General features: G+C 52.7%; 23 protein-coding genes. 14 read left to right on the top strand and 9 right to left on the bottom strand.

What is annotated here, in order from left to right; translation table 11 throughout:
• Positions 1–104: 104 nt before the first annotated feature.
• From FCH32_RS10240 to clcB, 6 genes are all read left to right on the top strand, one after another.
• Complete coding sequence (locus tag FCH32_RS10240; protein ID WP_174360845.1) at positions 105–410, top strand: DUF1161 domain-containing protein; 306 nt, start codon at positions 105–107, stop codon at positions 408–410.
• Positions 411–558: 148 nt separating this feature from the next.
• On the top strand, positions 559–2,997 hold the full coding sequence (ynfE, locus tag FCH32_RS10235) for a selenate/tellurate reductase subunit YnfE (protein ID WP_117343091.1): 2,439 nt from the start codon (positions 559–561) through the stop codon (positions 2,995–2,997).
• A 10-nt stretch (positions 2,998–3,007) separates the two neighbouring features.
• On the top strand, positions 3,008–3,625 hold the full coding sequence (locus FCH32_RS10230) for a DMSO/selenate family reductase complex B subunit (RefSeq protein ID WP_117343090.1): 618 nt from the start codon (positions 3,008–3,010) through the stop codon (positions 3,623–3,625).
• A gap of 1 nt (position 3,626) precedes the next feature.
• On the top strand, positions 3,627–4,481 hold the full coding sequence (locus tag FCH32_RS10225) for a dimethyl sulfoxide reductase anchor subunit family protein (RefSeq protein WP_174360844.1): 855 nt from the start codon (positions 3,627–3,629) through the stop codon (positions 4,479–4,481).
• A 42-nt stretch (positions 4,482–4,523) separates the two neighbouring features.
• The gene (gene dmsD, locus FCH32_RS10220) at positions 4,524–5,138 is read left to right on the top strand and encodes a Tat proofreading chaperone DmsD (protein ID WP_115258537.1); all 615 of its coding nucleotides are present in this window, start codon (positions 4,524–4,526) and stop codon (positions 5,136–5,138) included.
• The gene (gene clcB, locus FCH32_RS10215) at positions 5,138–6,427 is read left to right on the top strand and encodes a voltage-gated ClC-type chloride channel ClcB (protein WP_137363276.1); all 1,290 of its coding nucleotides are present in this window, start codon (positions 5,138–5,140) and stop codon (positions 6,425–6,427) included. The genes dmsD and clcB overlap by 1 nt, the downstream gene beginning before the upstream one ends.
• On the opposite strand, the gene bioD is transcribed toward clcB, so the two are convergent.
• The 3 genes from bioD to FCH32_RS10200 all read right to left on the bottom strand — a co-directional run bounded on the left by bioD (position 6,383) and on the right by FCH32_RS10200 (position 9,452).
• The gene (bioD, locus tag FCH32_RS10210) at positions 6,383–7,078 is read right to left on the bottom strand and encodes a dethiobiotin synthase (protein ID WP_096757100.1); all 696 of its coding nucleotides are present in this window, start codon (positions 7,076–7,078) and stop codon (positions 6,383–6,385) included. The genes clcB and bioD overlap by 45 nt on opposite strands.
• A gap of 125 nt (positions 7,079–7,203) precedes the next feature.
• Positions 7,204–8,424: a sugar metabolism global transcriptional regulator Mlc gene (mlc, locus tag FCH32_RS10205; RefSeq protein WP_115259946.1), complete on the bottom strand. Its 1,221-nt coding sequence runs from the start codon at positions 8,422–8,424 to the stop codon at positions 7,204–7,206.
• Between the two features lie 128 nt (positions 8,425–8,552).
• Complete coding sequence (locus FCH32_RS10200; protein WP_115258538.1) at positions 8,553–9,452, bottom strand: LysR family transcriptional regulator; 900 nt, start codon at positions 9,450–9,452, stop codon at positions 8,553–8,555.
• Between the two features lie 96 nt (positions 9,453–9,548).
• Between FCH32_RS10200 and FCH32_RS10195 the strand changes: the two genes are divergently transcribed.
• On the top strand, positions 9,549–10,802 hold the full coding sequence (locus FCH32_RS10195; RefSeq protein WP_117343085.1) for an MFS transporter: 1,254 nt from the start codon (positions 9,549–9,551) through the stop codon (positions 10,800–10,802).
• Between the two features lie 32 nt (positions 10,803–10,834).
• Here the strand turns inward: FCH32_RS10195 and FCH32_RS10190 are convergent, their stop codons facing one another.
• Complete coding sequence (locus FCH32_RS10190; RefSeq protein ID WP_135912074.1) at positions 10,835–11,524, bottom strand: CPBP family intramembrane glutamic endopeptidase; 690 nt, start codon at positions 11,522–11,524, stop codon at positions 10,835–10,837.
• Positions 11,525–11,702: 178 nt separating this feature from the next.
• Between FCH32_RS10190 and FCH32_RS10185 the strand changes: the two genes are divergently transcribed.
• The 4 genes from FCH32_RS10185 (at position 11,703) to FCH32_RS10175 (ending at position 14,740) form a co-directional block, all read left to right on the top strand.
• The gene (locus FCH32_RS10185; RefSeq protein ID WP_135912075.1) at positions 11,703–13,190 is read left to right on the top strand and encodes a carboxypeptidase M32; all 1,488 of its coding nucleotides are present in this window, start codon (positions 11,703–11,705) and stop codon (positions 13,188–13,190) included.
• A gap of 137 nt (positions 13,191–13,327) precedes the next feature.
• Positions 13,328–13,648 carry an acid resistance repetitive basic protein Asr gene (asr, locus tag FCH32_RS10180; protein WP_115259947.1) on the top strand — a complete coding sequence of 107 codons (321 nt, stop codon included), beginning with the start codon at positions 13,328–13,330 and terminating at the stop codon, positions 13,646–13,648.
• A gap of 89 nt (positions 13,649–13,737) precedes the next feature.
• A complete protein-coding gene (gene ydgU / locus FCH32_RS23525) occupies positions 13,738–13,818 on the top strand; it encodes a small membrane protein YdgU (RefSeq protein WP_459554019.1) in 81 nt (26 codons plus the stop codon).
• 100 nt (positions 13,819–13,918) lie between these two features.
• Positions 13,919–14,740 carry a trypsin-like serine peptidase gene (locus FCH32_RS10175; RefSeq protein ID WP_117343082.1) on the top strand — a complete coding sequence of 274 codons (822 nt, stop codon included), beginning with the start codon at positions 13,919–13,921 and terminating at the stop codon, positions 14,738–14,740.
• 35 nt (positions 14,741–14,775) lie between these two features.
• Here the strand turns inward: FCH32_RS10175 and mdtI are convergent, their stop codons facing one another.
• The 3 genes from mdtI to FCH32_RS23440 all read right to left on the bottom strand — a co-directional run bounded on the left by mdtI (position 14,776) and on the right by FCH32_RS23440 (position 15,735).
• The gene (gene mdtI / locus FCH32_RS10170) at positions 14,776–15,105 is read right to left on the bottom strand and encodes a multidrug/spermidine efflux SMR transporter subunit MdtI (RefSeq protein ID WP_174360843.1); all 330 of its coding nucleotides are present in this window, start codon (positions 15,103–15,105) and stop codon (positions 14,776–14,778) included.
• Complete coding sequence (gene mdtJ, locus FCH32_RS10165; protein ID WP_170972989.1) at positions 15,092–15,457, bottom strand: multidrug/spermidine efflux SMR transporter subunit MdtJ; 366 nt, start codon at positions 15,455–15,457, stop codon at positions 15,092–15,094. The genes mdtI and mdtJ overlap by 14 nt, the downstream gene beginning before the upstream one ends.
• Positions 15,458–15,564: 107 nt before the next feature.
• Positions 15,565–15,735 (bottom strand): protein YdgV, encoded by a 171-nt coding sequence (locus FCH32_RS23440; protein WP_096757107.1) that lies wholly within the window; start codon positions 15,733–15,735, stop codon positions 15,565–15,567.
• A gap of 136 nt (positions 15,736–15,871) precedes the next feature.
• On the opposite strand from FCH32_RS23440, the gene FCH32_RS10160 reads away from it, so the two are divergent.
• Positions 15,872–16,906, top strand: a complete 1,035-nt coding sequence (locus tag FCH32_RS10160) for an AI-2E family transporter (RefSeq protein WP_115258543.1) — start codon at positions 15,872–15,874, stop codon at positions 16,904–16,906.
• A gap of 79 nt (positions 16,907–16,985) precedes the next feature.
• Here FCH32_RS10160 and pntB read toward each other — a convergent pair whose 3' ends face one another.
• Positions 16,986–18,374 carry a Re/Si-specific NAD(P)(+) transhydrogenase subunit beta gene (gene pntB, locus FCH32_RS10155; protein WP_096757109.1) on the bottom strand — a complete coding sequence of 463 codons (1,389 nt, stop codon included), beginning with the start codon at positions 18,372–18,374 and terminating at the stop codon, positions 16,986–16,988.
• A 10-nt stretch (positions 18,375–18,384) separates the two neighbouring features.
• Positions 18,385–19,914 carry a Re/Si-specific NAD(P)(+) transhydrogenase subunit alpha gene (pntA, locus tag FCH32_RS10150; protein ID WP_096757110.1) on the bottom strand — a complete coding sequence of 510 codons (1,530 nt, stop codon included), beginning with the start codon at positions 19,912–19,914 and terminating at the stop codon, positions 18,385–18,387.
• A gap of 525 nt (positions 19,915–20,439) precedes the next feature.
• Between pntA and ydgH the strand changes: the two genes are divergently transcribed.
• Together ydgH and FCH32_RS10140 are read left to right on the top strand one after the other, a co-directional pair.
• Positions 20,440–21,384, top strand: a complete 945-nt coding sequence (gene ydgH, locus FCH32_RS10145) for a DUF1471 family protein YdgH (protein ID WP_096757111.1) — start codon at positions 20,440–20,442, stop codon at positions 21,382–21,384.
• A gap of 186 nt (positions 21,385–21,570) precedes the next feature.
• On the top strand, positions 21,571–22,953 hold the full coding sequence (locus tag FCH32_RS10140; RefSeq protein WP_174360842.1) for an amino acid permease: 1,383 nt from the start codon (positions 21,571–21,573) through the stop codon (positions 22,951–22,953).
• Positions 22,954–22,981: the final 28 nt, after the last annotated feature.

The following is a 22,981-nucleotide window of genomic DNA, read 5'->3' as shown; positions in this document are numbered from 1 at the left end:
TTTTCACCGGCATAAAGAGATTATTCTCAATCATATTAGCAAATACAGTTATTTACACCAGAAATGCTAATCTTAATAAATGTCTGTCATGAAAGGAGTTGGTGATGAAATTCTCTACAGGAATTGTCACAAGTTTGCTTATCCTCGCCTCCCCACAGGTTCTGGCGGCACCTGAATCGTGCGAGAGAGTCAGGAGCGATATTGAGCAGCGTATTATTAATAATGGCGTTGCACAAGACAGCTTCACCTTAAGTATCGTGCCAAACGACCAGGCCGATCGACCGGATTCTCTGGTCGTGGGACATTGTGCCAACGACACGCATAAAATCCTTTACGCGCGTACCAGCAGCGGCAACGCCCCCGCCAATAGTACGCCATCTCAGGACGGTCACCCCGCCGAACCGCAATAAACCTGCCCTCCGTTCGCGGAGGGTTACGCTTAATTTGATATGCATTAATAAGCCCTACCCCAGAATAGGTAAACTCAGCCCATCATTAGCATGCTATTAATTTCGTTGTGACACGTAATATATAGCGATAACTATAATGGAGTGGGTTATGTCTGAAGTTGACCAATATGGAGGTATTAGCCGCAGGACGTTAGTGAAGTCCTCGGCTATCGGTACACTCGCGCTTGCCGCAGGTGGCGTATCACTGCCTTTCGGGATGCGTACCGCCGCCGCTGCGGTACAGCAATCAATCTCGCCGGTTGAAGAAAAAATCGTCTGGGGCGCATGCTCAGTTAACTGCGGCAGTCGCTGTGCTTTGCAGTTACATGTCAAAGATGACGAAGTTTGTTGGGTAGACACCGACAATACCGGCGATGACATCTATGGTAATCACCAGGTCCGCGCCTGCCTGCGCGGTCGTTCTATCCGCCGACGTATTAATCACCCTGACAGGCTTAATTATCCTATGAAGCGTGTTGGTAAACGTGGTGAAGGTAAATTTGAACGTATTAGCTGGCAGGAAGCCTTGGACACCATCAGCGCCGGTCTAAAAAATACCATACAGAAATACGGCAATGAAGCGGTATACATTAACTACACCTCCGGCATTGTCGGTGGCAACATTACCCGTTCTTCCCCTTATGCCTCGCTAGTGGCGCGCCTGATGAACTGCTATGGCGGCTTCCTCAGCCACTATGGGACGTACAGTACGGCCCAAATTGCAGCCGCAATGCCCTACACCTACGGCTCAAACGACGGCAATAGCACTTCAGACATCGAAAACACGAAACTGGTCGTTATGTTCGGCAATAATCCTGCCGAAACGCGTATGAGCGGTGGCGGTATTACTTACTTCCTGGAGCAAGCCCGGGAACGCTCAAATGCCAGAATGATTGTTATCGACCCTCGTTATACCGATACCGCAGCGGGTCGTGAAGATGAGTGGATCCCGATTCGTCCGGGCACTGACGCCGCACTGGTGGCAGGAATTGCCTGGGTACTGATTACTGAGGAGCTTGTCGATCAACCGTTCCTCGACAAGTACTGTATTGGTTATGATGAGAAAACCCTTCCGGTCGACGCTCCCGCAAACGGACATTATAAAGCCTATATAATGGGTGACGGCGACGATGGCATTGCAAAAACACCAGAATGGGCATCGCACATCACCGGGATCCCAGCCGCGCGCATTATTAAATTGGCCAGAGAGATTGGGAGCGCCAAACCAGCGTACATCTGTCAAGGATGGGGGCCACAGCGCCAGGCAAACGGTGAGCTGACTTCCCGCGCCATTGCCATGTTACCCATCCTGACCGGTAATGTGGGCATCAACGGCGGTAACAGTGGCGCACGCGAATCCACCTATACCATTACGATTGAGCGCATGCCGCTGCCCGACAATCCCATCAAGACGCAAATATCCTGTTTTAGCTGGACCGACGCTATCGCACGTGGAACCGAGATGACTGCCACCCGCGACGGCGTGCGCGGAAAAGAGAAGCTGGATGTACCGATTAAATTTATCTGGAACTATGCGGGCAATACCATTATCAATCAGCATTCGGATATCAATAAAACGCATGAGATCCTGCAGGATGATTCGAAATGCGAAATGATTGTGGTCATTGAGAATTTCATGACCTCCTCCGCCAAATATGCCGATATTCTGCTGCCCGACCTGATGACCGTTGAACAAGAAGACATTATTCCGAACGATTACGCCGGGAATATGGGATACCTGATTTTTATTCAACCCGCGACTTCCGCAAAATTCGAGCGTAAACCCATCTACTGGATAATGAGCGAAATCGCGAAACGTCTTGGAGACGACATCCACCAACGGTTTACCGAAGGACGCACGCAAGAACAATGGCTGCAGTACCTGTATGCCAAAATGCTGGCTAAAGACCCTGCACTGCCTTCGTATGATGAGCTAAAAAAAATGGGGATCTATAAGCGTAAAGATCCTAACGGGCACTATGTCGCCTACAAGAAGTTCCGCGAAGACCCTGATGCCAATCCACTGAAGACACCGTCAGGCAAGATTGAGATCTACTCGAGTCGACTGGCAAAAATTGCCCGTACCTGGGAACTAGAGAAAGATGACGTGATTAGTCCGCTGCCTGTTTACGCATCGACCTTTGAAGGCTGGGACGATCCCAAACGCAGTCATTTCCCACTACAGCTATTTGGTTTCCACTATAAATCTCGAACCCACTCAAGCTACGGCAACATCGACGTTCTCAAAGCGTCCTGTCGCCAGGAAGTCTGGATTAACCCACTGGATGCGCAAAAGCGTGGTATTTCCAATGGCGATATGGTGCGTGTTTATAACGATCGTGGCGAAGTGCGTATTCCCGCAAAAGTGACCCCGCGTATTCTCCCCGGCGTTAGCGCAATGGGCCAGGGTGCCTGGCACGATGCCGATATGTCTGGCGACAAAATTGACCATGGTGCCTGTGTTAACACGCTGACCACCCAGCGCCCGTCACCGTTAGCCAAAGGTAACCCGCAGCACACTAACCTGGTTGAGATTGAGAAGGTTTAAGGAATAGCTCATGAATGCGCAGTACGGATTTTTTATCGACTCCGCCCGTTGCACCGGTTGCAAAACCTGCGAACTGGCCTGTAAAGACTATAAAGATTTAACCCCGGATGTTAGCTTCCGGCGTATTTACGAATACGCAGGGGGTGACTGGCAGGAAGATAACGGCGTCTGGCAGCAAAACGTCTTCGCCTATTATTTGTCGATCTCATGTAACCACTGCGAAGATCCGGCCTGCACTAAGGTGTGTCCGAGCGGAGCCATGCATAAACGTGAAGATGGCTTTGTCGTTGTTGATGAGGACGTGTGTATTGGCTGCCGCTATTGTCATATGGCCTGCCCTTACGGCGCTCCGCAGTACAACGCGACCAAAGGACATATGACCAAATGTGACGGCTGCCATGACCGCGTTGCCGACGGTAAAAAACCCATCTGCGTTGAGTCCTGCCCGTTACGCGCGCTGGACTTTGGCCCCATTGATGAACTGCGCAAAAAGCACGGGACGTTGGCGGCGGTGGCTCCACTACCGGGTGCACACTTTACCAAACCGAACATTGTGATTAAACCCAACGCCAACAGCCGTCCAACCGGGGATACCACCGGTTATCTGGCAAACCCGAGGGAGGTGTAACATGGGCAATGGATGGCATGAATGGCCGCTGGTACTGTTTACGGTACTAGGACAATGCGTCGTTGGCGCACTGATTGTGAGCGGGCTATGTTGGCTCTCCGCCAAAGATGATGCGACAAGACAGCGTCTCGTTCGCAGCATGTTCTTTCTGTGGGTGGTGATGGGCATCGGGTTTCTCGCCTCGGTAATGCACCTGGGCTCTCCACTGCGGGCACTTAATTCACTAAACCGGGTCGGTGCCTCGGCGCTGAGTAACGAAATAGCCAGCGGATCGTTATTTTTCGCCATCGGTGGCGTCTGGTGGCTGGTGGCTTTTCTCGGTAAAATGCCCGCAGCGCTGGGTAAAATCTGGCTGCTGGTGAGCATGCTCCTCGGCGTTGTATTTGTCTGGGCGATGACCCAGGTTTACCAGATAGAGACCGTGCCGACCTGGTATAATGGTTACACCACCGTGGCCTTTTTCATGACGGTGTTGCTGAGTGGCCCGCTGTTTGCTGCCCTGCTACTGCGTACCGTTCGCGTCTCATTTAACGCCGCTACATACGCCAGCATTAGCGTTCTGGCCCTGTTGGTTTGCATTGGGGTTATTGCTCTACAGGGCGTGTCGCTCGGTGAAATTCACAGTTCGGTGCAACACGCAACGACGCTGGTACCCGAGTATGGCCGTTTGCAGGTTTGGCGCATCCTGTTGCTCGCCGCCGGTCTGGGTTGCTGGATTTGCCCCCTGATCCGCCGCAAAGAACCTCATATTACAGGTCTGGCGCTCGGCTTAATTCTCCTGCTTGGCGGTGAAATCATTGGCCGCGGATTGTTTTACGGTCTGCATATGACAGTCGGTATGGCTGTTGCAGGTTAACTCACGAGTGCGGGGAAGCCCGCACTTTTCAGGATTGTTTGCATGACCTCTTTTTCTCAACGTGACAACTTCTCCACCGCCGCGCGCGTGCTGGGTGCACTATTTTACTATGCGCCAGACAGCGCAGAAGCGGCCCCGCTCATTAGTGCGCTAAGAGCCAATGGCTGGCAGACGCAATGGCCACTGTCTGACGATACGCTGTGCGAACTGGTTAGCCAGTTTCAGATTGAAGCCGATGAATCACTCTCACAGGCCTGGCAGCGTTTGTTCGTTGGTCCGTACGCACTGCCTTCTCCGCCATGGGGTTCCGTCTGGCTGGATCGTGAAAACGTCTTGTTTGGTGAATCCACGCTGGCATTGCGTCAGTGGATGCGCGACAACGGTATCCAGTTCGACATGCAGCAAAACGAACCCGAAGATCACTTCGGCTCTCTGCTGCTATTAACTGCCTGGCTTGCTGAAAATGGCCATCACAACGCGTGCGAACAACTGCTGGCCTGGCATCTGTTACCCTGGTCGGGCCGTTTCCTCGAAGTCTTTATCGAGAAAGCCGATCATCCGTTTTATCAGGCCCTGGGGGAACTGGCCCGACTCACGCTGGCGCATTGGCAGTCGCAGTTGCTGATCCCCGTCGCTGTGAAGCCATTATTTCGTTAATGCATCATTTGCACGCCTATCCCGACCTGCGCGCGATGCTTCGCCGTCTGGTGTTCGCTGCGCTGATTGGTATCCTGGCAGCACTGGCGGTGGCCGGGTTCCGCCACGCCATGCTGCTCCTGGAGTGGCTTTTCCTGAGTAATGATACCGGCAGTCTGGTTAATGCGGCGTCCAGTCTGTCACCACTGCGACGCATGCTGACCCCGGCTCTGGGCGGCCTTACCGCAGGCTTACTGCTGTGGGGCTGGCAGAAATTTAACCGGCAGCGCCCGCAGGCGCCTACGGATTATATGGAAGCACTGCAAACTGACGGCCAGTTTGACGTTAGCGCCAGCCTGGTGAAGTCGTTGGCGTCATTGCTGGTGGTCGCCAGCGGGAGTGCCATCGGACGTGAAGGCGCCATGATCTTACTGGCGGCGCTGGCAGCATCCTGTTTTGCACAACGCTTTACCCCACGCACGGAATGGAAGTTATGGATTGCCTGCGGTGCTGCCGCCGGCATGGCCGGTGCGTACCATGCGCCACTGGCCGGCAGCCTGTTTATTGCTGAAGTCCTGTTTGGCACGTTAATTTTGGCATCGCTGGGACCGGTTGTCGTCTCCGCCGTTGTCGCCTTGCTCACCACTCATTTACTCAGTGACAGCAACGCGCTGCTTTATACCGTGCATTTGTCGCGAGAGCTGCACGCGCTGGACTATCTGATGATTGTCAGTACCGGCGTGGCGGCAGGGATCTGCGGCCCTCTCTTTATGTGGCTGATGACCACCAGCCACACCGGTTTTTTACGCCTGAAACTTTCACCACCGTGGCAACTGGCGCTGGGGGGATTGATCGTTGGCGTGCTGTCGATATTCACACCAACCGTTTGGGGAAATGGCTACAGCGTGGTGCAGTCGTTTTTACTCTCCCCGCCGCTGCTTTCGGTTATCTCCGGGATTTTTATCTGCAAATTACTGGCTGTACTGGCCAGCAGTGGTTCTGGCGCGCCGGGCGGTGTGTTCACACCGACCCTGTTTGTCGGCCTGTCGGTTGGTATGCTGTTGGGTCGTCTGTGGGGATTCTGGCTTCCCGGTACAGATGAGATTGCGGTGCTGCTGGGATTAACCGGGATGGCGACGTTGTTGGCGGCGACAACGCACGCACCGATTATGTCTACGTTGATGGTCTGTGAAATGACCGGGGAGTATCGTCTACTCCCCGGCTTATTGATTGCTTGCGTCGTGGCTTCCGTGCTGTCGCGAACGTTACGCCATGACTCTATCTACCGACAGCACGCTGCCGAGCATTGACAGTCGGATATACTGAGACAGCTCTCGCTGCTCTGCGCGCGGCAGGTACGGTAACTCGCCGATCAACGGGGCAGGTAATTTCTTGCCGAGCACGTCGATGATTTCAGCGTAATGCGCCAATCCGGGGTTAATGCGGTTCGCTACCCAACCAATCAGCGGCAGTCCGTCACTGGCAATCGCCTGCGCCGTAAGGATGGCATGATTAATACAGCCTTCCTGAATCCCCACTACCATCAGCACGGGTAGCTGTTCCTGAACCACCCACTCCGACAACGGACGCAAATCGTTCATCAGACTGCGCCACCCGCCGGTCCCTTCGACCACCACGTGATCAACCTTTTCGCTCAGGCTGGCGAGTCCATTGGACAACAGGGTGTAGTTGATCGGGCCGCTATGCGCCACACTACTTTCGTCTTCGCTCAGCGCAATAGGATTGACCGCCTCGTAAGGCAATTCCAGGGAAGAAACGCTTTGCAGCACTAGCGCATCTTTGTTCCGCAAGCCTTCCGGCGTCTCTTTGCTGCCTTTAGCCACGGGTTTATAACCCGCAACACATTTACCCCCTGACGCTAACGCTTGTAGTAATGCGCGGGAAACCACTGTCTTCCCAACAGAAGTGTCTGTACCTGTAATAAAGAAACGCTTCAGCATCACTAACTCCACCGTTATGCTTTGAAAATATAAGCCAGGAAAATAATACAGTGGAGAAAGTCTAAGGTAAGAGAACCTGAATCAGCTTGAGATAGCGCAATTTTTTGTACAACAGTTAAAAAATGTTAACCCTGTAATAGACGAATCAACAAAGAACCGTTATACATCGCATCCTTCACGAGTGCGGCCCCCGCCATCGTTCCCTGATTGGTAAACTGTGTGCTCTCAACAACAATGTGCTTACTGTAGGCTGGCAACGCCTGTTGGCGAATACTGTCAGCAATGGTCGGAAACAGAATATCTGCGGCCTTGCTGAGCGGAGAACCGATCAAAATCTTTTGCGGGTTGAATAAATTCACCATGATGGCCAGGATGCGTCCCACATGCGTACCGACGCCGTTAATAATATCTTTCGCCAATAAATCACCCTGCATGGCGGCAAGGCATATTGAATCCACCGTCAACGGTTGGCCATGCAGTGAGGAGCTCATCGACTGCTTCAGACGCACCTGTGCGAGTTCAAGAACGCTGTCTACACTGGCTATCGTTTCCAGACACCCATGATTCCCGCAGTAACAACGCTTGCCATACGGGTCCACCTGCGTATGGCCAATCTCGACCAGACTGCTGCTGCCCGCATGCAGTAAATGGCCGTCGGTGATCACCCCCGCGCCCACGTTGTGGTCAATCACTACCTGAATCACGTCGCGGGCACCGCGCGATGCACCAAAAAGCGCTTCAGCCATGGTCCAGGCGCTGATATCGTGCTGAATGTATACCGGTACCCCGGTATGACTCTCCAGCGCGTCACCCAGTGGCATCTCTTTAACGTCATCGTAAAACGGCATGCGATGAACGATGCCATTCTCGGTATCGATAATGCCCGGCATGGTGATGGCAATGGACGTTAAGCGTTCAAGCTTTTGCTGATGACGAATGAAGAATTGATCGACCTGCGCAATCACACGATCGAGCAGCGGGATCTCGGAGACCAGCGCCATTTCAAGGCAATCTTCAACCACCAGTTTGCTGCTGAGATCGCGCAGTGCGAGAAAAATTTCGCCACGACTGATACGAATAGATAAGTAGTGCCAGGCTTCCGTCTCGACAACCAGGCCAACGGCCGGACGCCCACGACTCCCGGCTTCTTTGATTTCCAGTTCTTGCACCAAATGTGCTTCGAGCATTTCGCGGACAATCTTGGTAATACTGGCAGGCGCTAATTGCGCCAGGCGAGAGAGATCAATACGCGATACCGGTCCGAGCTGATCTATCAGGCGATAAACCGCGCCCGCATTGGTCTGCTTAATTTGATCGATATGCCCAGGCTGACTATCAGCAACCACCACTTACTCCCTTTATTTTCGCGCTCCGAAATAATCTGTAGGCTATGGTGAAGTACTTCAATGGTTTCCGTCAACTTTTTACTTAGCCGTGTGATTTACCGCACATTTTCACCGGTTTTTAAACTAATTTAAGCACGTTGTACCGCCGCTAAAAGCTGCTGGCGAAAGCGTTGCGCAGCATGGCTTTGCTCGCGATGTTTAGGCCACACCAGCCACATTTCAGATACAGCATCCTCTTCTGCTATCGGTACCCAACACATTTCATACAGCTGTACCCGTTTAAAGGAGGCTGGCAGAATAGACACCCCCAACCCCGCCGCCACCAGGCCGATAATGGTCATCGCCTCCCCGACCTCCTGAGTAATAGTCGGCTTCAGGTCGTAGCGACGCATCAGGCCAAGAATATCGTCATACAATCCGGTCCCCACGTGCGGGTCAAAAAAGACAAACGGCTCGCGGGCAAGTTCCGCCAGAGTAACAACCGGCTTTTGTGCCAATGGATGCGCTCGCGGGATCATCGCCATCAGCGGTTCGTGCAGGATAACCTCCCGGTGCAGAGTGTCAGGCAGTTGCGTATTGCGCAGCAGTCCCATATCCAGCGTCCCTTCGCTTAATGGGGCAATTTGCTCGCGGGTATTCATTTCACGGGTTTGCATATGCACATCGGGGTAAGCCTGGCGAAAAAAGGACAGCGTATCTGACACCGCCTTAATAAACGGTGCTGAGGAGGTAAATCCGATACGCAACTCACCCGCTTCGCCCAAATGCAGACGTTCGGCCCTTGCTGCGGCTTCATTCACCAGCCCGAGGATCTGCCGACTGTCGGCCAGAAACTGCCTGCCTGCGGCGGTCAGCGCCACGCTGCGGTTGGTTCGCGCCAGCAATCTGGCACCCACCTGCTGCTCGAGGATTTGGATCTGTTGGCTCAACGGAGGTTGGGAAATGTTCAGCCGCGCCGCCGCACGGCCAAAATGGAGTTCTTCCGCAACCGCCACAAAGTAGCGCAGGTGACGCAGTTCAATATTCATATTTTTAAAATATTATTTGAGATTATTAATATATTAGACAGAATATTGTGTTTTTCATACTCTAAAGACTAGTCCTGTATACCCAATGGATTTCATGTGAGCCGTACAACTACTGTCGATACTGCCCCGACAAGCGATGTTGATGAACAGATTATCTCCCCGCCAGATGCGTTTATAAAACGCGGCACCGCCTCTTTTATGCGCGTCACGCTGGCTCTGTTTTCCGCCGGTCTGGCGACATTTGCCCTGCTGTATTGTGTACAACCGATCCTGCCGGTACTGTCCCATGAGTTTGGCGTATCGCCTGCCAGCAGCAGTATTTCACTGTCTATCTCCACCGCCATGCTGGCAATCGGTCTCCTGTTTACCGGCCCGCTTTCCGACGCCATTGGCCGCAAGCCGGTAATGGTCACCGCGCTCCTGCTGGCTTCCTGCTGCACCTTACTTTCAACGATGATGACCAGCTGGCACGGTATCCTGATCATGCGTGCATTGATTGGCCTGTCATTAAGCGGGGTCGCCGCGGTAGGTATGACCTATCTCAGCGAGGAGATCCACCCTAGCTTTGTCGCCTTTTCTATGGGGCTGTATATCAGCGGTAACTCGATTGGCGGCATGAGTGGCCGGTTGATCAGCGGAGTATTTACCGACTTTTTTAACTGGCGTATTGCGCTGGCGGCTATCGGCTGTTTTGCGCTGGCCTCCGCGCTGATGTTCTGGAAAATCTTACCCGAATCGCGCCACTTCAGACCGACGTCACTGCGGCCTAAGTCATTGTTTATTAATTTCCGCCTGCACTGGCGTGACCCCGGATTGCCGCTACTTTTCGTGGTTGGATTCTTATTGATGGGGTCGTTTGTCACGCTGTTTAACTACATCGGCTACCGCCTGATGCTGTCGCCCTGGGAACTCAGTCAGGCGGTGGTCGGCCTGCTGTCCGTGGCTTACCTTACCGGTACCTGGAGTTCCCCCAAAGCAGGGTCAATGACCACCCGCTACGGTCGTGGCCCGGTGATGTTGTTCTCGACTGGCGTGATGCTCGTAGGCTTGTTGATGACGCTGTTCACCTCACTGTGGCTGATTTTTGCCGGGATGCTGCTCTTTTCCGCCGGTTTCTTTGCCGCACATTCGGTGGCCAGCAGCTGGATTGGTCCGCGCGCTAAACGCGCCAAAGGTCAGGCCTCGTCGTTGTATCTGTTCTGTTATTACCTGGGATCGAGCATTGCGGGTACGCTGGGTGGCGTTTTCTGGCATAACTACGGCTGGAACGGCGTCGGCGGGTTTATTGCGTTGATGCTGATCCTTGCGCTACTGGTGGGGTCCCGTTTACATCACCGTTTGCACGCCTGATTGTGATGCCCGGTATCGCCGGGCACACCGCATTACGTGGACGGCACGAATGCCTGAGCCGCGATTTGCATGCCCACCACCGTCCCGTTCATCAAGATATGCAGCATAATTGGCATCAGTATGCCGTTACTTTTAATTCGGGCATAAATCAGAACCAGTGACACGATAAACAACAGCAATAACGTCCTAAAATCCACATACTGCGTGTGCATCAGCGCGAAAATGGCGGACACCACCGCAGACGTCAACCAGGTTTTATCCTTGAACCAGTACTGAAAGGCATTGAACAGGCAGCCGCGGAAAATCATTTCCTCATAAACCGGGGCAATAAATATCAGCGACAAACTCGACAGCCACAGCGCGTAACTACGTAGTGATACCTGGGTTGTCACCCATTCTTCATTTTGTCTTATTCCCAGCAGCCAGGGCCCGGCAAACTGCACCAGCAAAAGTGCGACAAATAAAATACCAAACCACGTCACGTTAAACGTGCCCTTTCCCAGACCTGCTCTTTTGCTAAAGAAGAAATAATACAGCGGTACCAGCACAACGAACTCCGCAGCAAACAGCAGTGGGAACAGTAATCCCTGCGCCTGTAACAGCGCGCTTTCAGCAAAAAAAAGGGGGACAAACGTGAGGCCAAACATCAGAATAAACATCGAAAAACAACCGGATACTGCCCGAGTTCTGGCGATATAGTCACTACTGATTTCCTGTTGCATACCGGCTCCCTGCTAAAAGATTACGCCATAGTTTAAAACATCAAATTTTGTTTATGATAAAAAGTATCATTATCACTTACAAGCTACCAACATTTCGCATTCTCTGCCGAGGAATGGGTAAATGCGGTAAATCACGTTAGACTCACAGGTCTGGTCCAACAGAACGAGAACGAAAATAATGAGTAACAGTACGAATTACCAACAGCTCACCCGCGCGTTCCAGCGGCTCTCTCGCTTCTCCCACCTCTCGGCTATCGCCAGTTGGGACATGTTCACCATGATGCCTCCTGGTGGCAGCCAGGCCCGTGGCGAAGCGCTGGCGGAACTGAACGTCCTGGAACATCAGCTGTTAACCGATCCTAAGGTCGCCACCTGGATTGCCGGCGCGCAACACGAAGAATTGAATGATGTTGAACAGGCCAATTTGCGAGAAATGTCGCGTCTGCATCATCAGGCATCATTGTTGCCGGAATCACTGGTTGAAGCCAAATCCCTTGCGGGTAGCCGCTGCGAACACGCCTGGCGCAGCCAGCGCCCGGCCAATGACTGGGAAGGTTTTGCTGAGAACCTGAAGGATGTGGTGAAGTACAGCCGCGAAGAGGCCAGGCTGCGTGCCGAGGCCAAAGGTTGTTCACCGTATGATGCGCTGCTGGATGTGTTTGAACCAGACATGACCAGCGCCCGCCTGGATGTGTTATTCGCCGACCTCAAAGGCTGGCTCCCGGACCTGTTAAGCAAGGTGGTCGCCAAACAGTCCCGGCAATCGTTAATCGCGCCGGTTGGCCCTTTCCCGACGGCGGTGCAGCGCGAGTTAGGCCTTGAGACCATGGCGCAGTTGGGATTCGACTTTGCGGGCGGACGGCTGGACATTAGCGCCCACCCATTCTGCGGCGGCGTACCGGAAGATGTGCGTATCACCACACGGTATGATGAAAACGAACTGCTGAGCGCACTGTTTGGCGTTATCCATGAAACCGGCCATGCCCGCTATGAGCAGAACCTGCCGCGTAACTGGTCCGGTCAACCTATCGCCCTGGCACGCTCGACCGCCATTCATGAATCCCAAAGCCTGTTCTTTGAAATGCAGCTGGGTCGAAGCAGCGCCTTCCTGACGCGGTTAATCCCGGCGGTGAAGCGGCATTTTGGCGATCAACCCGCCTTTGAAGAAAGCAATTTTATCGCCTGGAACCAGCAGGTGAAGCCGGGCTTTATCCGCGTTGATGCCGATGAAGTGAGCTACCCCGCCCACGTGATCCTGCGCTACGAAATCGAGCGAGCACTGATTAACGGCGACATTGAAGTCGATGATATTCCGGCCTTATGGAATGAGAAAATGCAGGCGTGGCTGGGGCTGTCAACCATCGGCAATTACCGTAATGGGTGTATGCAGGATATCCACTGGACCGACGGTGGCTTTGGCTACTTCCCTTCCTATACCCTTGGTGCCATGTATGCAGCACAGTTGTTTAGTGCGGCAAATCGCGCGTTGCCGGGGTTAGAAACGGCCATTGCTCAGGGTGATTTCAGCGCACTGTTTGACTGGTTACGCCAGAACATCTGGCAGCACGGTAGCCGCTTTACCACCGAACAGCTGATTACGCAGGCCACCGGTGAACCACTCAGTAGCCGCTATTTCCGCGCGCATCTTGAAGCCCGTTATCTGTAATTGCTTACCGTGAGTCATTGTACATATGGTTACACGCCGAAACCAATGACTCACGGAAGCCTTGATATTACAGCGATATAGTTATTTCAACGGCCCCGCAGTGGGGTTGAATGAAAAACCAAATCGAGGGTATGACAATGAAAAAAGTATTAGCTCTGGTTGTTGCCGCTGCTATGGGTCTGTCTTCTGCTGCATTTGCTGCTGAAACAACGGCCACCACGACTCCGGCCGCTGCAGCCACCACCAAAGCAGCCCCGGCTAAAACCACACATCATAAAAAACAGCACAAGGCGGCACCGCAGAAAGCGCAATCTGCCAAGAAACACACCAAAAAAACCACCGCTAAACCTGCTGCAGAACAAAAAGCACCAGAGCAAAAAGCACAGGCAGCTAAAAAGCACAGCAAAAAAGCCGTAAAACACGACGCAGCTAAACCTGCGGCTCAGCCAGCGGCATAATCCGTCAGAAATAACGCTGGCGTCCCCCACGCCAGCGCCTACGGCGCTAGCTCTTGTCGGTTTAGCGCCGCGTTTCGGAGGGTAAAAGGGTGTCCCATTACCGCTTTGAGTTCATTCTTATTACACTGATAATTTGCGGCCTTATTGCCACGCACTTTTATCTTTCCTGAGTGTAGTTACCTGATTTTACTCCCACTTTCCCACCGTCCCGTCTATAGTATTCATTGAGGGTTTGCTTTTAATAATCATAATTCCCCACCAGAGTGTGATATGCATAAAACCATTGCGGTATTACTGGGTTCTATTTGTCTTTCTCCTGTCGTTGCGCATGCGGATCGGCCAGCAACGCCTGCTACTGAAGCTGAAGACATTAAAACGCTCTTCTTTGGTCATGACGATCGCGTACAGATCCCAGACCCGACTCAATCGCCCTGGGACGCCATCGGACAACTGGAAACCGCCAGCGGTAACCTGTGTACGGCCACGCTCATTTCTCCGCATCTGGCCTTGACCGCCGGGCACTGTCTGTTAACGCCCCCTAAAGGCAAGCCGGATAAAGCCGTTGCGCTGCGCTTTGTGTCAAAAAAAGGCGTCTGGCGCTATGAAATCCACGGCATTGAGGCACGGGTTGATCCTTCACTTGGCAAGCGCTTAAAAGCGGATGGCGACGGCTGGATTGTGCCCCCTTCTGCGGCACCCTGGGATTTTGGTCTGGTGGTGTTGCGTTACCCCCCATCAGGAATTACACCGCTTCCCTTGTATGAAGGCGATAAAACCGCATTAACCGCTGCGCTGAAAGCCGCCGATCGCAAAGTCACTCAGTCAGGCTACCCGGAAGACCATCTGGACGATCTGTATGCGCATCAGGATTGTGTGGTGACCGGCTGGGCGCAAAACACCGTCATGTCCCATCAGTGCGACACGCTCCCGGGTGACAGCGGTTCCCCATTGATGCTGAAGACAGATGCGGGCTGGCAATTGATTGGTGTGCAGAGCTCCGCTCCGGCGGCGAAAGATCGCTGGCGGGCCGATAACCGCGCGATTTCGGTCACCGGTTTTCGCGATAAACTGGACGCGTTAGCGAAGGGATAACAACATGCTGCCCGCAGATACAGGCAGCATTTTTATCAGGCGAGTTTAATCATTATCATACCGGCCAGTAACAATGCCACGCCGATCCAGCCTTTATTATTCAGGCGCTGACCAAAAAGCACCCAGCCTGCGGCCAACGTGGCGGCAATCCCGAACCCCCCCCACAGGGCATAAGCAACGGAAAGGTCGATGCCTTTTACCGCCTGAGACAGCGCACTAAAGGCTGCCAGCACGGCGACCAATGACAGCACGCCATAGACTTTACGACGAAAACCATCGGAAAATTTCAAAAAGACGTTAGCGACAATTTCCAGCACGATGGCCATCCCCAACCAGGCGCCGTGAACCCATTCAAACTGCTGCATGGGTCACCTCGCCCCTCGCTTTTGCTGGCTTTCGTGTGCCTGATTTAATCAGCACGATACCGAACACTAGCGAGACTAATCCGGCCACCTTCATCGCCGACAGGGTTTCGTCAAATAACAGCACGCTAAACAGCGTAATAAATAAAATACCGATACCTTCCCATAACGCGTAGGCCACGCCGAGGGCGATTTTTTTAACGGCGAAACTGAGAAAAATATACGATAAGGCGATCATTACCAGCATTAAAATAAAGCCCGCATTACCATTACCTACGCTTGCCCATTTCATCGACAGCGTACCTGTAATTTCAGCCGCAATGGCCAGACCTAATAAAATCCAGTAAAACATGATACTTCTCCTGCTAGAGAATAAAGTCCTTTGGGCTTACTGCATGCAGCAAACCAAAAAATAAAATCAGATAGCTCAGCGCATAACGCCAGCTCAGGCAGAAGAAGGGACTAAAGCGCGTTGCGCCAGAGTTGCTCACCTGCAAGCAGGAAAGTAGAAGAGGTACGAAGAAGTGTAGGTAAACGCAAAAACATCCTGAACGTATTGTCCATAATATTACAATTATCCGCAGTGTTGCTTCTCGTCATCGCGGATGATAATTGTCCTCGGTAGTTAAACACACGCAATTTGTATCATAGGTTCAAGGCGAACTCAAAATCTTTTCACTTCTTTACCTGGTTCGTTTGATTTTTGTTATAACGACTCGAGGCAGATCACACTATTATCCAGGTTCAGGATAACTCTTCAGGAATAAACATGGCGAAACCCATTATCACGCTTAGCGGTCTAAAATTAGTCATTATGTTGGGCATGCTGGTGATCATTCTGACCGGCGTCCGCTTTGCGGCCGATATCATTGTCCCCTTTATTCTGGCGTTATTTATTGCCGTGGTGCTTAATCCCGTGGTCCAGCGAATGGTCAAACTTCGCATTCCGCGAGTATTAGCCGTGTCATTGCTGGTGGTTATTATTGTGATGCTAATGGTGCTGCTTTTAGCATATTTAGGGACATCCTTAAATGAATTAGCGAGAACGCTACCGCAATACCGTTCTTCACTGGTTATCCCGCTGAAAAATATCGAACCGTGGCTGCAGCGCGCGGGAATTGGTGTTTCCGTCGACGAACTCGTGAAGTATATCGACCCTAATGCGGCGATGACGCTGGTGACCAATTTGCTGACGCAATTGTCCAATGCCATGTCATCTATCTTTTTACTGCTGCTGACCGTCGTGTTTATGCTACTGGAAGTGCCACAGTTACCCGGCAAACTCAAACAAATGATGAGCAGACCCGTTGAGGGAATGGCCGCTATTCAACGCGCAATCGACAGCGTGTCACACTACCTGGTCCTCAAAACGGCCATCAGTATTGTCACCGGTCTGGTCGCCTGGGGCATGCTGGCCGCACTGGATGTCCGCTTCGCATTTGTCTGGGGACTGCTGGCTTTCGCGCTGAACTACATCCCCAATATCGGATCCGTGCTGGCGGCGATCCCCCCTATTGCTCAGGTACTGGTGTTTAGCGGATTTTACGATGCCCTGGTGGTGCTGGCGGGCTATCTGGCGATTAACTTGATATTCGGTAACATTCTCGAACCGCGCATCATGGGACGCGGACTGGGGCTATCGACGCTGGTGGTTTTTCTGTCGTTGATATTCTGGGGCTGGTTACTGGGACCGGTTGGCATGCTGCTTTCTGTCCCACTCACCATCATCGTTAAAATTGCACTTGAGCAAACTGAAGGCGGCCAAAGCATTGCCGTTTTGCTGGGCGATCTCAATAAAGCGTGAAGCCGCCTCTCTCACTAATAAGCGGAATGTGCCATAAAAAAACGGCCTCCGAGGAGGCCGTATGACATGCTAGTAATAATTACAGCGCTTTCAGAATCGCATCCACGCTGGCTTTGGCATCGCCAAACAGCATATGGGTGTTATCTTTAAAGAACAGTGGGTTCTGCACGCCGGCATAACCGGTATTCATTGAACGTTTAAACACAATGACATTCTGCGCCTTCCACACTTCCAGAACCGGCATACCGGCGATTGGGCTTTTCGGATCGTCCAGCGCCGCCGGGTTAACGGTATCGTTCGCGCCGATGACCAGTACGGTGTCGGTATCGGCGAAATCATCGTTGATTTCATCCATTTCCAGCACGATATCGTAAGGCACCTTCGCTTCCGCCAGCAGCACGTTCATATGCCCCGGCAGACGCCCGGCAACCGGGTGGATACCGAAACGCACCTTGATGCCGCGCGCACGCAGTTTCTCGGTGATTTCGGCCACCGGATACTGTGCCTGCGCCACCGCCATGCCATAGCCTGGAGTGATAATCACCGAGTGCGAATCCTTCAGCATTTCTGCCGTTTCTTCCGCGGAAATCTCGCGATGCTCACCCGCTTCCTGATCGTCACCAGTAGAAGAACCGTCGGTACCAAAACCACCGGCAATGACGCTGATGAAGGAGCGGTTCATCGCCTTACACATAATGTAAGACAGGATCGCACCCGAAGAACCCACCAGCGCACCGGTAACGATCAGCAGATCGTTGCTCAACATAAAGCCCGCCGCCGCTGCCGCCCATCCTGAATAGGAGTTCAGCATCGATACCACAACCGGCATATCTGCCCCGCCGATAGACGCCACCAGATGCCAGCCAAACGCCAGCGCGATAATGGTCATCACCAGCAACGCCAGAACCTGCAGACCCACGCTTTCAGTACGCACGAACAGCACCAGCAGCAGGAACGAAACCACCAGCGCCGCAAGGTTCAGCTTGTGACGATTCGGCAGCATCAGCGGCTTAGAGGATATCTTGCCGCGCAGTTTACCAAACGCCACGATAGAACCCGTGAAGGTCACCGCACCGATGAAGATGCCAAGGAACACTTCAGTCAGGTGAATATTCACCAGAATCGGTTCCAGACCCGCTTCGTGATACAGGTAGCTGTTAAAACCAACCAGCACCGCCGCCAGGCCAACGAAGCTGTGCAGGATCGCCACCAACTCCGGCATCTCGGTCATTTCGACTTTCTTCGCCAGACGAATACCAATCGCGCCACCGATGATCATGGCAACCAGAATCCACGCGACGTTGCCGGTATCCGGACCAAAGATCGTGGCAATCAGCGCAATCGCCATCCCGGCGATACCGAAGTTATTACCCTGCTGGGACGTTTCATGCTTAGAAAGCCCCGCCAGACTGAAAATAAACAGGATCGCGGCAACAATGTATGCAGCTGTAACTAATCCTCCAGACATGTGCTACCCCTTAGTTTTTCCGGAACATTTTCAGCATGCGCTGAGTCACGGTGAAGCCACCGAAAATATTAATGCTGGCAATAAGTACCGCGATAAAGCTCAGGAAACTCACCCAGCCACCCTGGCCAATCTGCAATAATGCCCCCACAACGATGATCCCGGAGATGGCGTTCGTCACAGACATCAGCGGCGTATGCAGCGCATGCGACACGTTCCAGACCACGTAGTAACCGACCACGCAGGAAAGCGCGAACACGGTAAAGTGGCCAAGGAACTCTTTTGGCGCCACATCGGCCAGCCAGCCAAACAGAATAACCACCAACGCCATCAGGGCGTATTTACGCCACGGTGAGACTGGTTTTTTCTCTTCAACCGGTGCAGGTGCAGCTTTTGCTGCCGCCTGAGGCTGAGCGGAAACCTGGATCGGCGGCGCAGGCCAGGTGATTTCACCTTCGCGAACCACCGTCACACCGCGCACCACCACATCGTCGAAATCCACGGTGATATTGCCGTCTTTCTCTTTGCACAGCAGCTTCAGCAGGTTAACGAGGTTGGTCCCGTATAGCTGGGAAGACTGCGTCGGCAAACGGCCCGGAAGGTCGGTATAACCAATAACCTTGACGCCGTTCTCGGTCGTGGTCACCTGATTCGCCACGGTGTATTCGCAGTTACCGCCGTTTTGCGCAGCGAGATCGACAATCACGCTGCCCGCTTTCATGGAGTCAACCATTTCACGGGTGATCAGTTTCGGGGCCGGTTTACCCGGAATCAACGCGGTGGTGACGATAATATCGACGTCTTTCGCCTGCGCGGCGAACAGTTCCATTTCCGCTTTGATAAACGCTTCGGACATCACCTTGGCGTAACCATCGCCGCTGCCCGCTTCCTCTTTGAAATCCAGCTCGAGGAATTCAGCGCCCATACTTTGCACTTGTTCTTTCACTTCCGGGCGCGTATCGAAGGCGCGAACAATCGCCCCCAGGCTGTTGGCCGCACCAATGGCCGCAAGACCCGCCACCCCGGCACCGATCACCATCACTTTGGCTGGCGGGACCTTGCCCGCGGCGGTAATTTGTCCGGTAAAGAAGCGACCGAACTCATGCGCCGCTTCAACAATGGCGCGATATCCGGCGATGTTGGCCATCGAACTGAGGGCATCCAGCGACTGCGCACGCGAAATACGCGGTACGGAGTCCATTGCCATCACGGTGACATTGCGCTCGGCGAGTTTTTGCAGTAACTCCGGGTTTTGCGCCGGCCAGAGGAAACTGACCAGCGTGGTCCCCGGATTCAACAACGGAATCTCAAATTCTTCTGGTGCGTTGACCTTCAGGATAATCTCTGACTGCCAGACCGCATCCCCGTCAACAATTTCCGCGCCCGCTTGCACAAACGCCTTGTCGTCAAAACTTGCCAGTTGACCCGCGCCGCTTTCAACCGCGACGCTAAAACCCAGCTTCAGCAGCTGCTCAACCGTCTTCGGTGTGGCTGCTACGCGGGTTTCATTGGTTAACCGTTCTCTTGGTATGCCAATTCGCATAATGTTCCCTTCCATCTGTATTTTTGATGATGGTTTATCAATGTTCGCAAGCGGCCTGCGCGCACTTACGTAAGAGGTAAGTGTTACCCCAACAAAATAAAACAGTAACAAACTCTGTATAACCTACTGAAATTAACGCCTGTGATCTAGCGCCAAAAAACAGTATTTATTATGAAATTCGCAAAACCGGGATGAATTAACCCGCAGACAGGGATAATGCCCTTGAAATAGCCCGCAAAGGCCGATAAATCGCTCAAGCCAAGCGGCAAAACATGATTAAGCGCCACCACGGAACAATTGATTAACATTAAATTAACTTATGAAATTCAACCGATTTATCAGTTTTAGCGCTGAAATGCCGAATTTTTAGACATATCACTAAATGTTATCGATGTTGTTACGACGGCTGGCACGATGAGTGAAAAATGACGCAGACACTGACTCTATTTAAATGCAATAATCAGCCACGTTTCTAGTCAATAACAATACCAGTACCTGGTTTGCGCAAGGCGAAGGATTATTTTTATGAAGCTTAAGAACACTCTCCTGGCGTCCGCACTTCTTTCTGCGACTGCTTTTTCTGTAAATGCAGCGACAGAATTGACGCCGGAGCAAGCGGCTGCCCTGAAACCCTATGACCGCATTGTGGTGACCGGCCGTTTTAATGCTATCGGTGATGCGGTTGCCGCCGTATCCCGCCGTGCAGATAAAGACGGTGCAGCCTCCTTTTACGTTGTTGATACCTCAGATTTTGGCAGCGGCGGTAACTGGCGTGTTGTTGCCGACGTCTATAAAGCCGACGCAGAAAAAGCGGAAGCTAACAAAAATCGCGTCATCAACGGTGTTGTAGAATTACCCAAAGATCAGGCCGTGTTGCTGGAACCGTACGATACCGTCACGGTGCAGGGTTTCTACCGTAGCCAGCCTGAAGTCAACGACGCCATCACCAAAGCGGCGAGAGAGAAAGGGGCTTACTCTTTCTATATTGTCCGTCAGGTCGATGCTAACCAGGGTGGCAACCAGCGTATTACCGCATTTGTCTATAAAGCCGATGCGAAAAAACGTGTTGTACAAAGCCCTGACGCCATCCCAGCTGATTCTGATGCCGGACGTGCAGCATTAGCAGCCGGTGGCGAAGCCGCGAAGAAAGTTGAGATCCCGGGCGTAGCTACCACCGCATCTCCGAGTGCAGAAGTGGGTCGTTTCTTCGAAACGCAGTCAACCAAAGGTGGACGTTACACTGTCACGCTTCCGGACGGTACGAAAGTAGAAGAACTGAACAAAGCAACCGCCGCCATGATGGTGCCGTTTGACAGCATCAAGTTCACCGGTAACTACGGCAACATGACTGAAGTTTCTTATCAGGTTGCTAAACGTGCCGCGAAAAAAGGCGCCAAGTACTACCACATTACCCGCCAGTGGCAGGAACGTGGTAACAACGTGACCATCAGTGCCGATCTGTATAAATAACGGTCACGAGTAACAATATAAGGCGGCTTTTTGCCGCCTTTCGCATTTTTAGTCACAAATCTCCCCATGCCCATTGCATGCGCTCCCTTCTCTCCGTAAAATTCCGCGCCTTAGTGGCTTCCTCCATTTTTATGCGGTTTGCCAAAATAATTATTCTCTCACTCTCGTTTTTGTCACTGGATACAAATGGAAAAGAAATTGGGTCTGAGCGCACTGACCGCGCTGGTTTTAAGCTCAATGCTCGGCGCGGGCGTTTTCAGCCTGCCACAAAATATGGCAGCGGTTGCCAGCCCGGCCGCATTACTGATTGGTTGGGCGATTACCGGCGCGGGAATTCTCCTGCTGGCCTTTGCCATGCTCATCCTGACGCGCATCCGTCCCGATCTGGACGGCGGTATTTTTACCTACGCCCGTGAAGGTTTTGGCGAACTGATTGGTTTCTGCTCGGCATGGGGTTACTGGCTGTGCGCCGTTATCGCCAACGTTTCTTATCTGGTGATCGTTTTTTCCGCACTCAGCTTCTTCACCGATACGCCTGAATTGCGTTTATTTGGCGATGGAAATACCTGGCAGTCTATCGTCGGGGCCTCAGTGCTGCTGTGGGTGGTCCATTTTCTGGTATTACGCGGTGTACAAACCGCCGCCAGCATTAACCTGGTAGCGACACTGGCGAAATTATTGCCGCTGGGTCTGTTTGTCGTGCTGGCCTTTATGCTGTTTAAGCTTGATACCTTTACCCTGGATTTTACCGGTATTGCGCTGGGTGTTCCGGTCTGGGAACAGGTCAAAAACACCATGCTCATCACGCTGTGGGTGTTCATCGGGGTAGAAGGCGCGGTCGTAGTGTCAGCACGTGCCCGCAATAAACGCGATGTCGGTCGCGCCACGCTGTTGGCGGTATTGGCCGCACTGGGTGTTTATCTGTTGGTTACCCTGCTTTCCCTTGGCGTGGTTGCTCGCCCGGAACTGGCTGAAATCCGTAACCCGTCAATGGCCGGACTGATGGTCAAAATGATGGGGCCATGGGGTGAAATTATTATTGCGGCCGGTCTGATAGTTTCCGTCTGTGGTGCCTATTTAAGCTGGACGATTATGGCAGCCGAAGTGCCGTTTCTGGCATCGACGCACAAAGCGTTCCCGCGCATTTTCTCACGTCAAAATGCGCAAGGTGCACCGTCGTCTTCACTGTGGCTCACCAATATCTGCGTACAGGTGTGTCTGGTGCTGATCTGGCTCACAGGCTCTGACTATAATACGCTGCTGACGATTGCCTCCGAGATGATTCTGGTGCCTTATTTTCTCGTTGGCGCATTTTTGCTGAAAATCGCCACCCGCCCGATTCATCAGGCTGTTGGTGTCGGTGCCTGCATTTATGGCTTATGGTTATTATATGCTTCTGGCCCAATGCACCTGTTGCTGTCTGTGGTGCTGTATGCGCCAGGATTATTGGTCTTTCTTTACGCCAGAAAAACGCACACGCACGATAACGTGCTGAACCGCCAGGAATTGGTTTTGATCGGCCTGCTGCTGGTCGCCGCCGTTCCGGCTACCTGGATGTTGATGGGGTAAACGTCATACCCATCGTTTGATGTTAATG

Origin of the sequence: Citrobacter gillenii, from assembly GCF_013337685.1 — a bacterium.
Classification (GTDB): Bacteria; Pseudomonadota; Gammaproteobacteria; order Enterobacterales; family Enterobacteriaceae; genus Citrobacter; species Citrobacter gillenii.
Note: the sequence above shows the minus strand (reverse complement) of the source record. Positions and strands in the feature narration are given on the sequence as shown.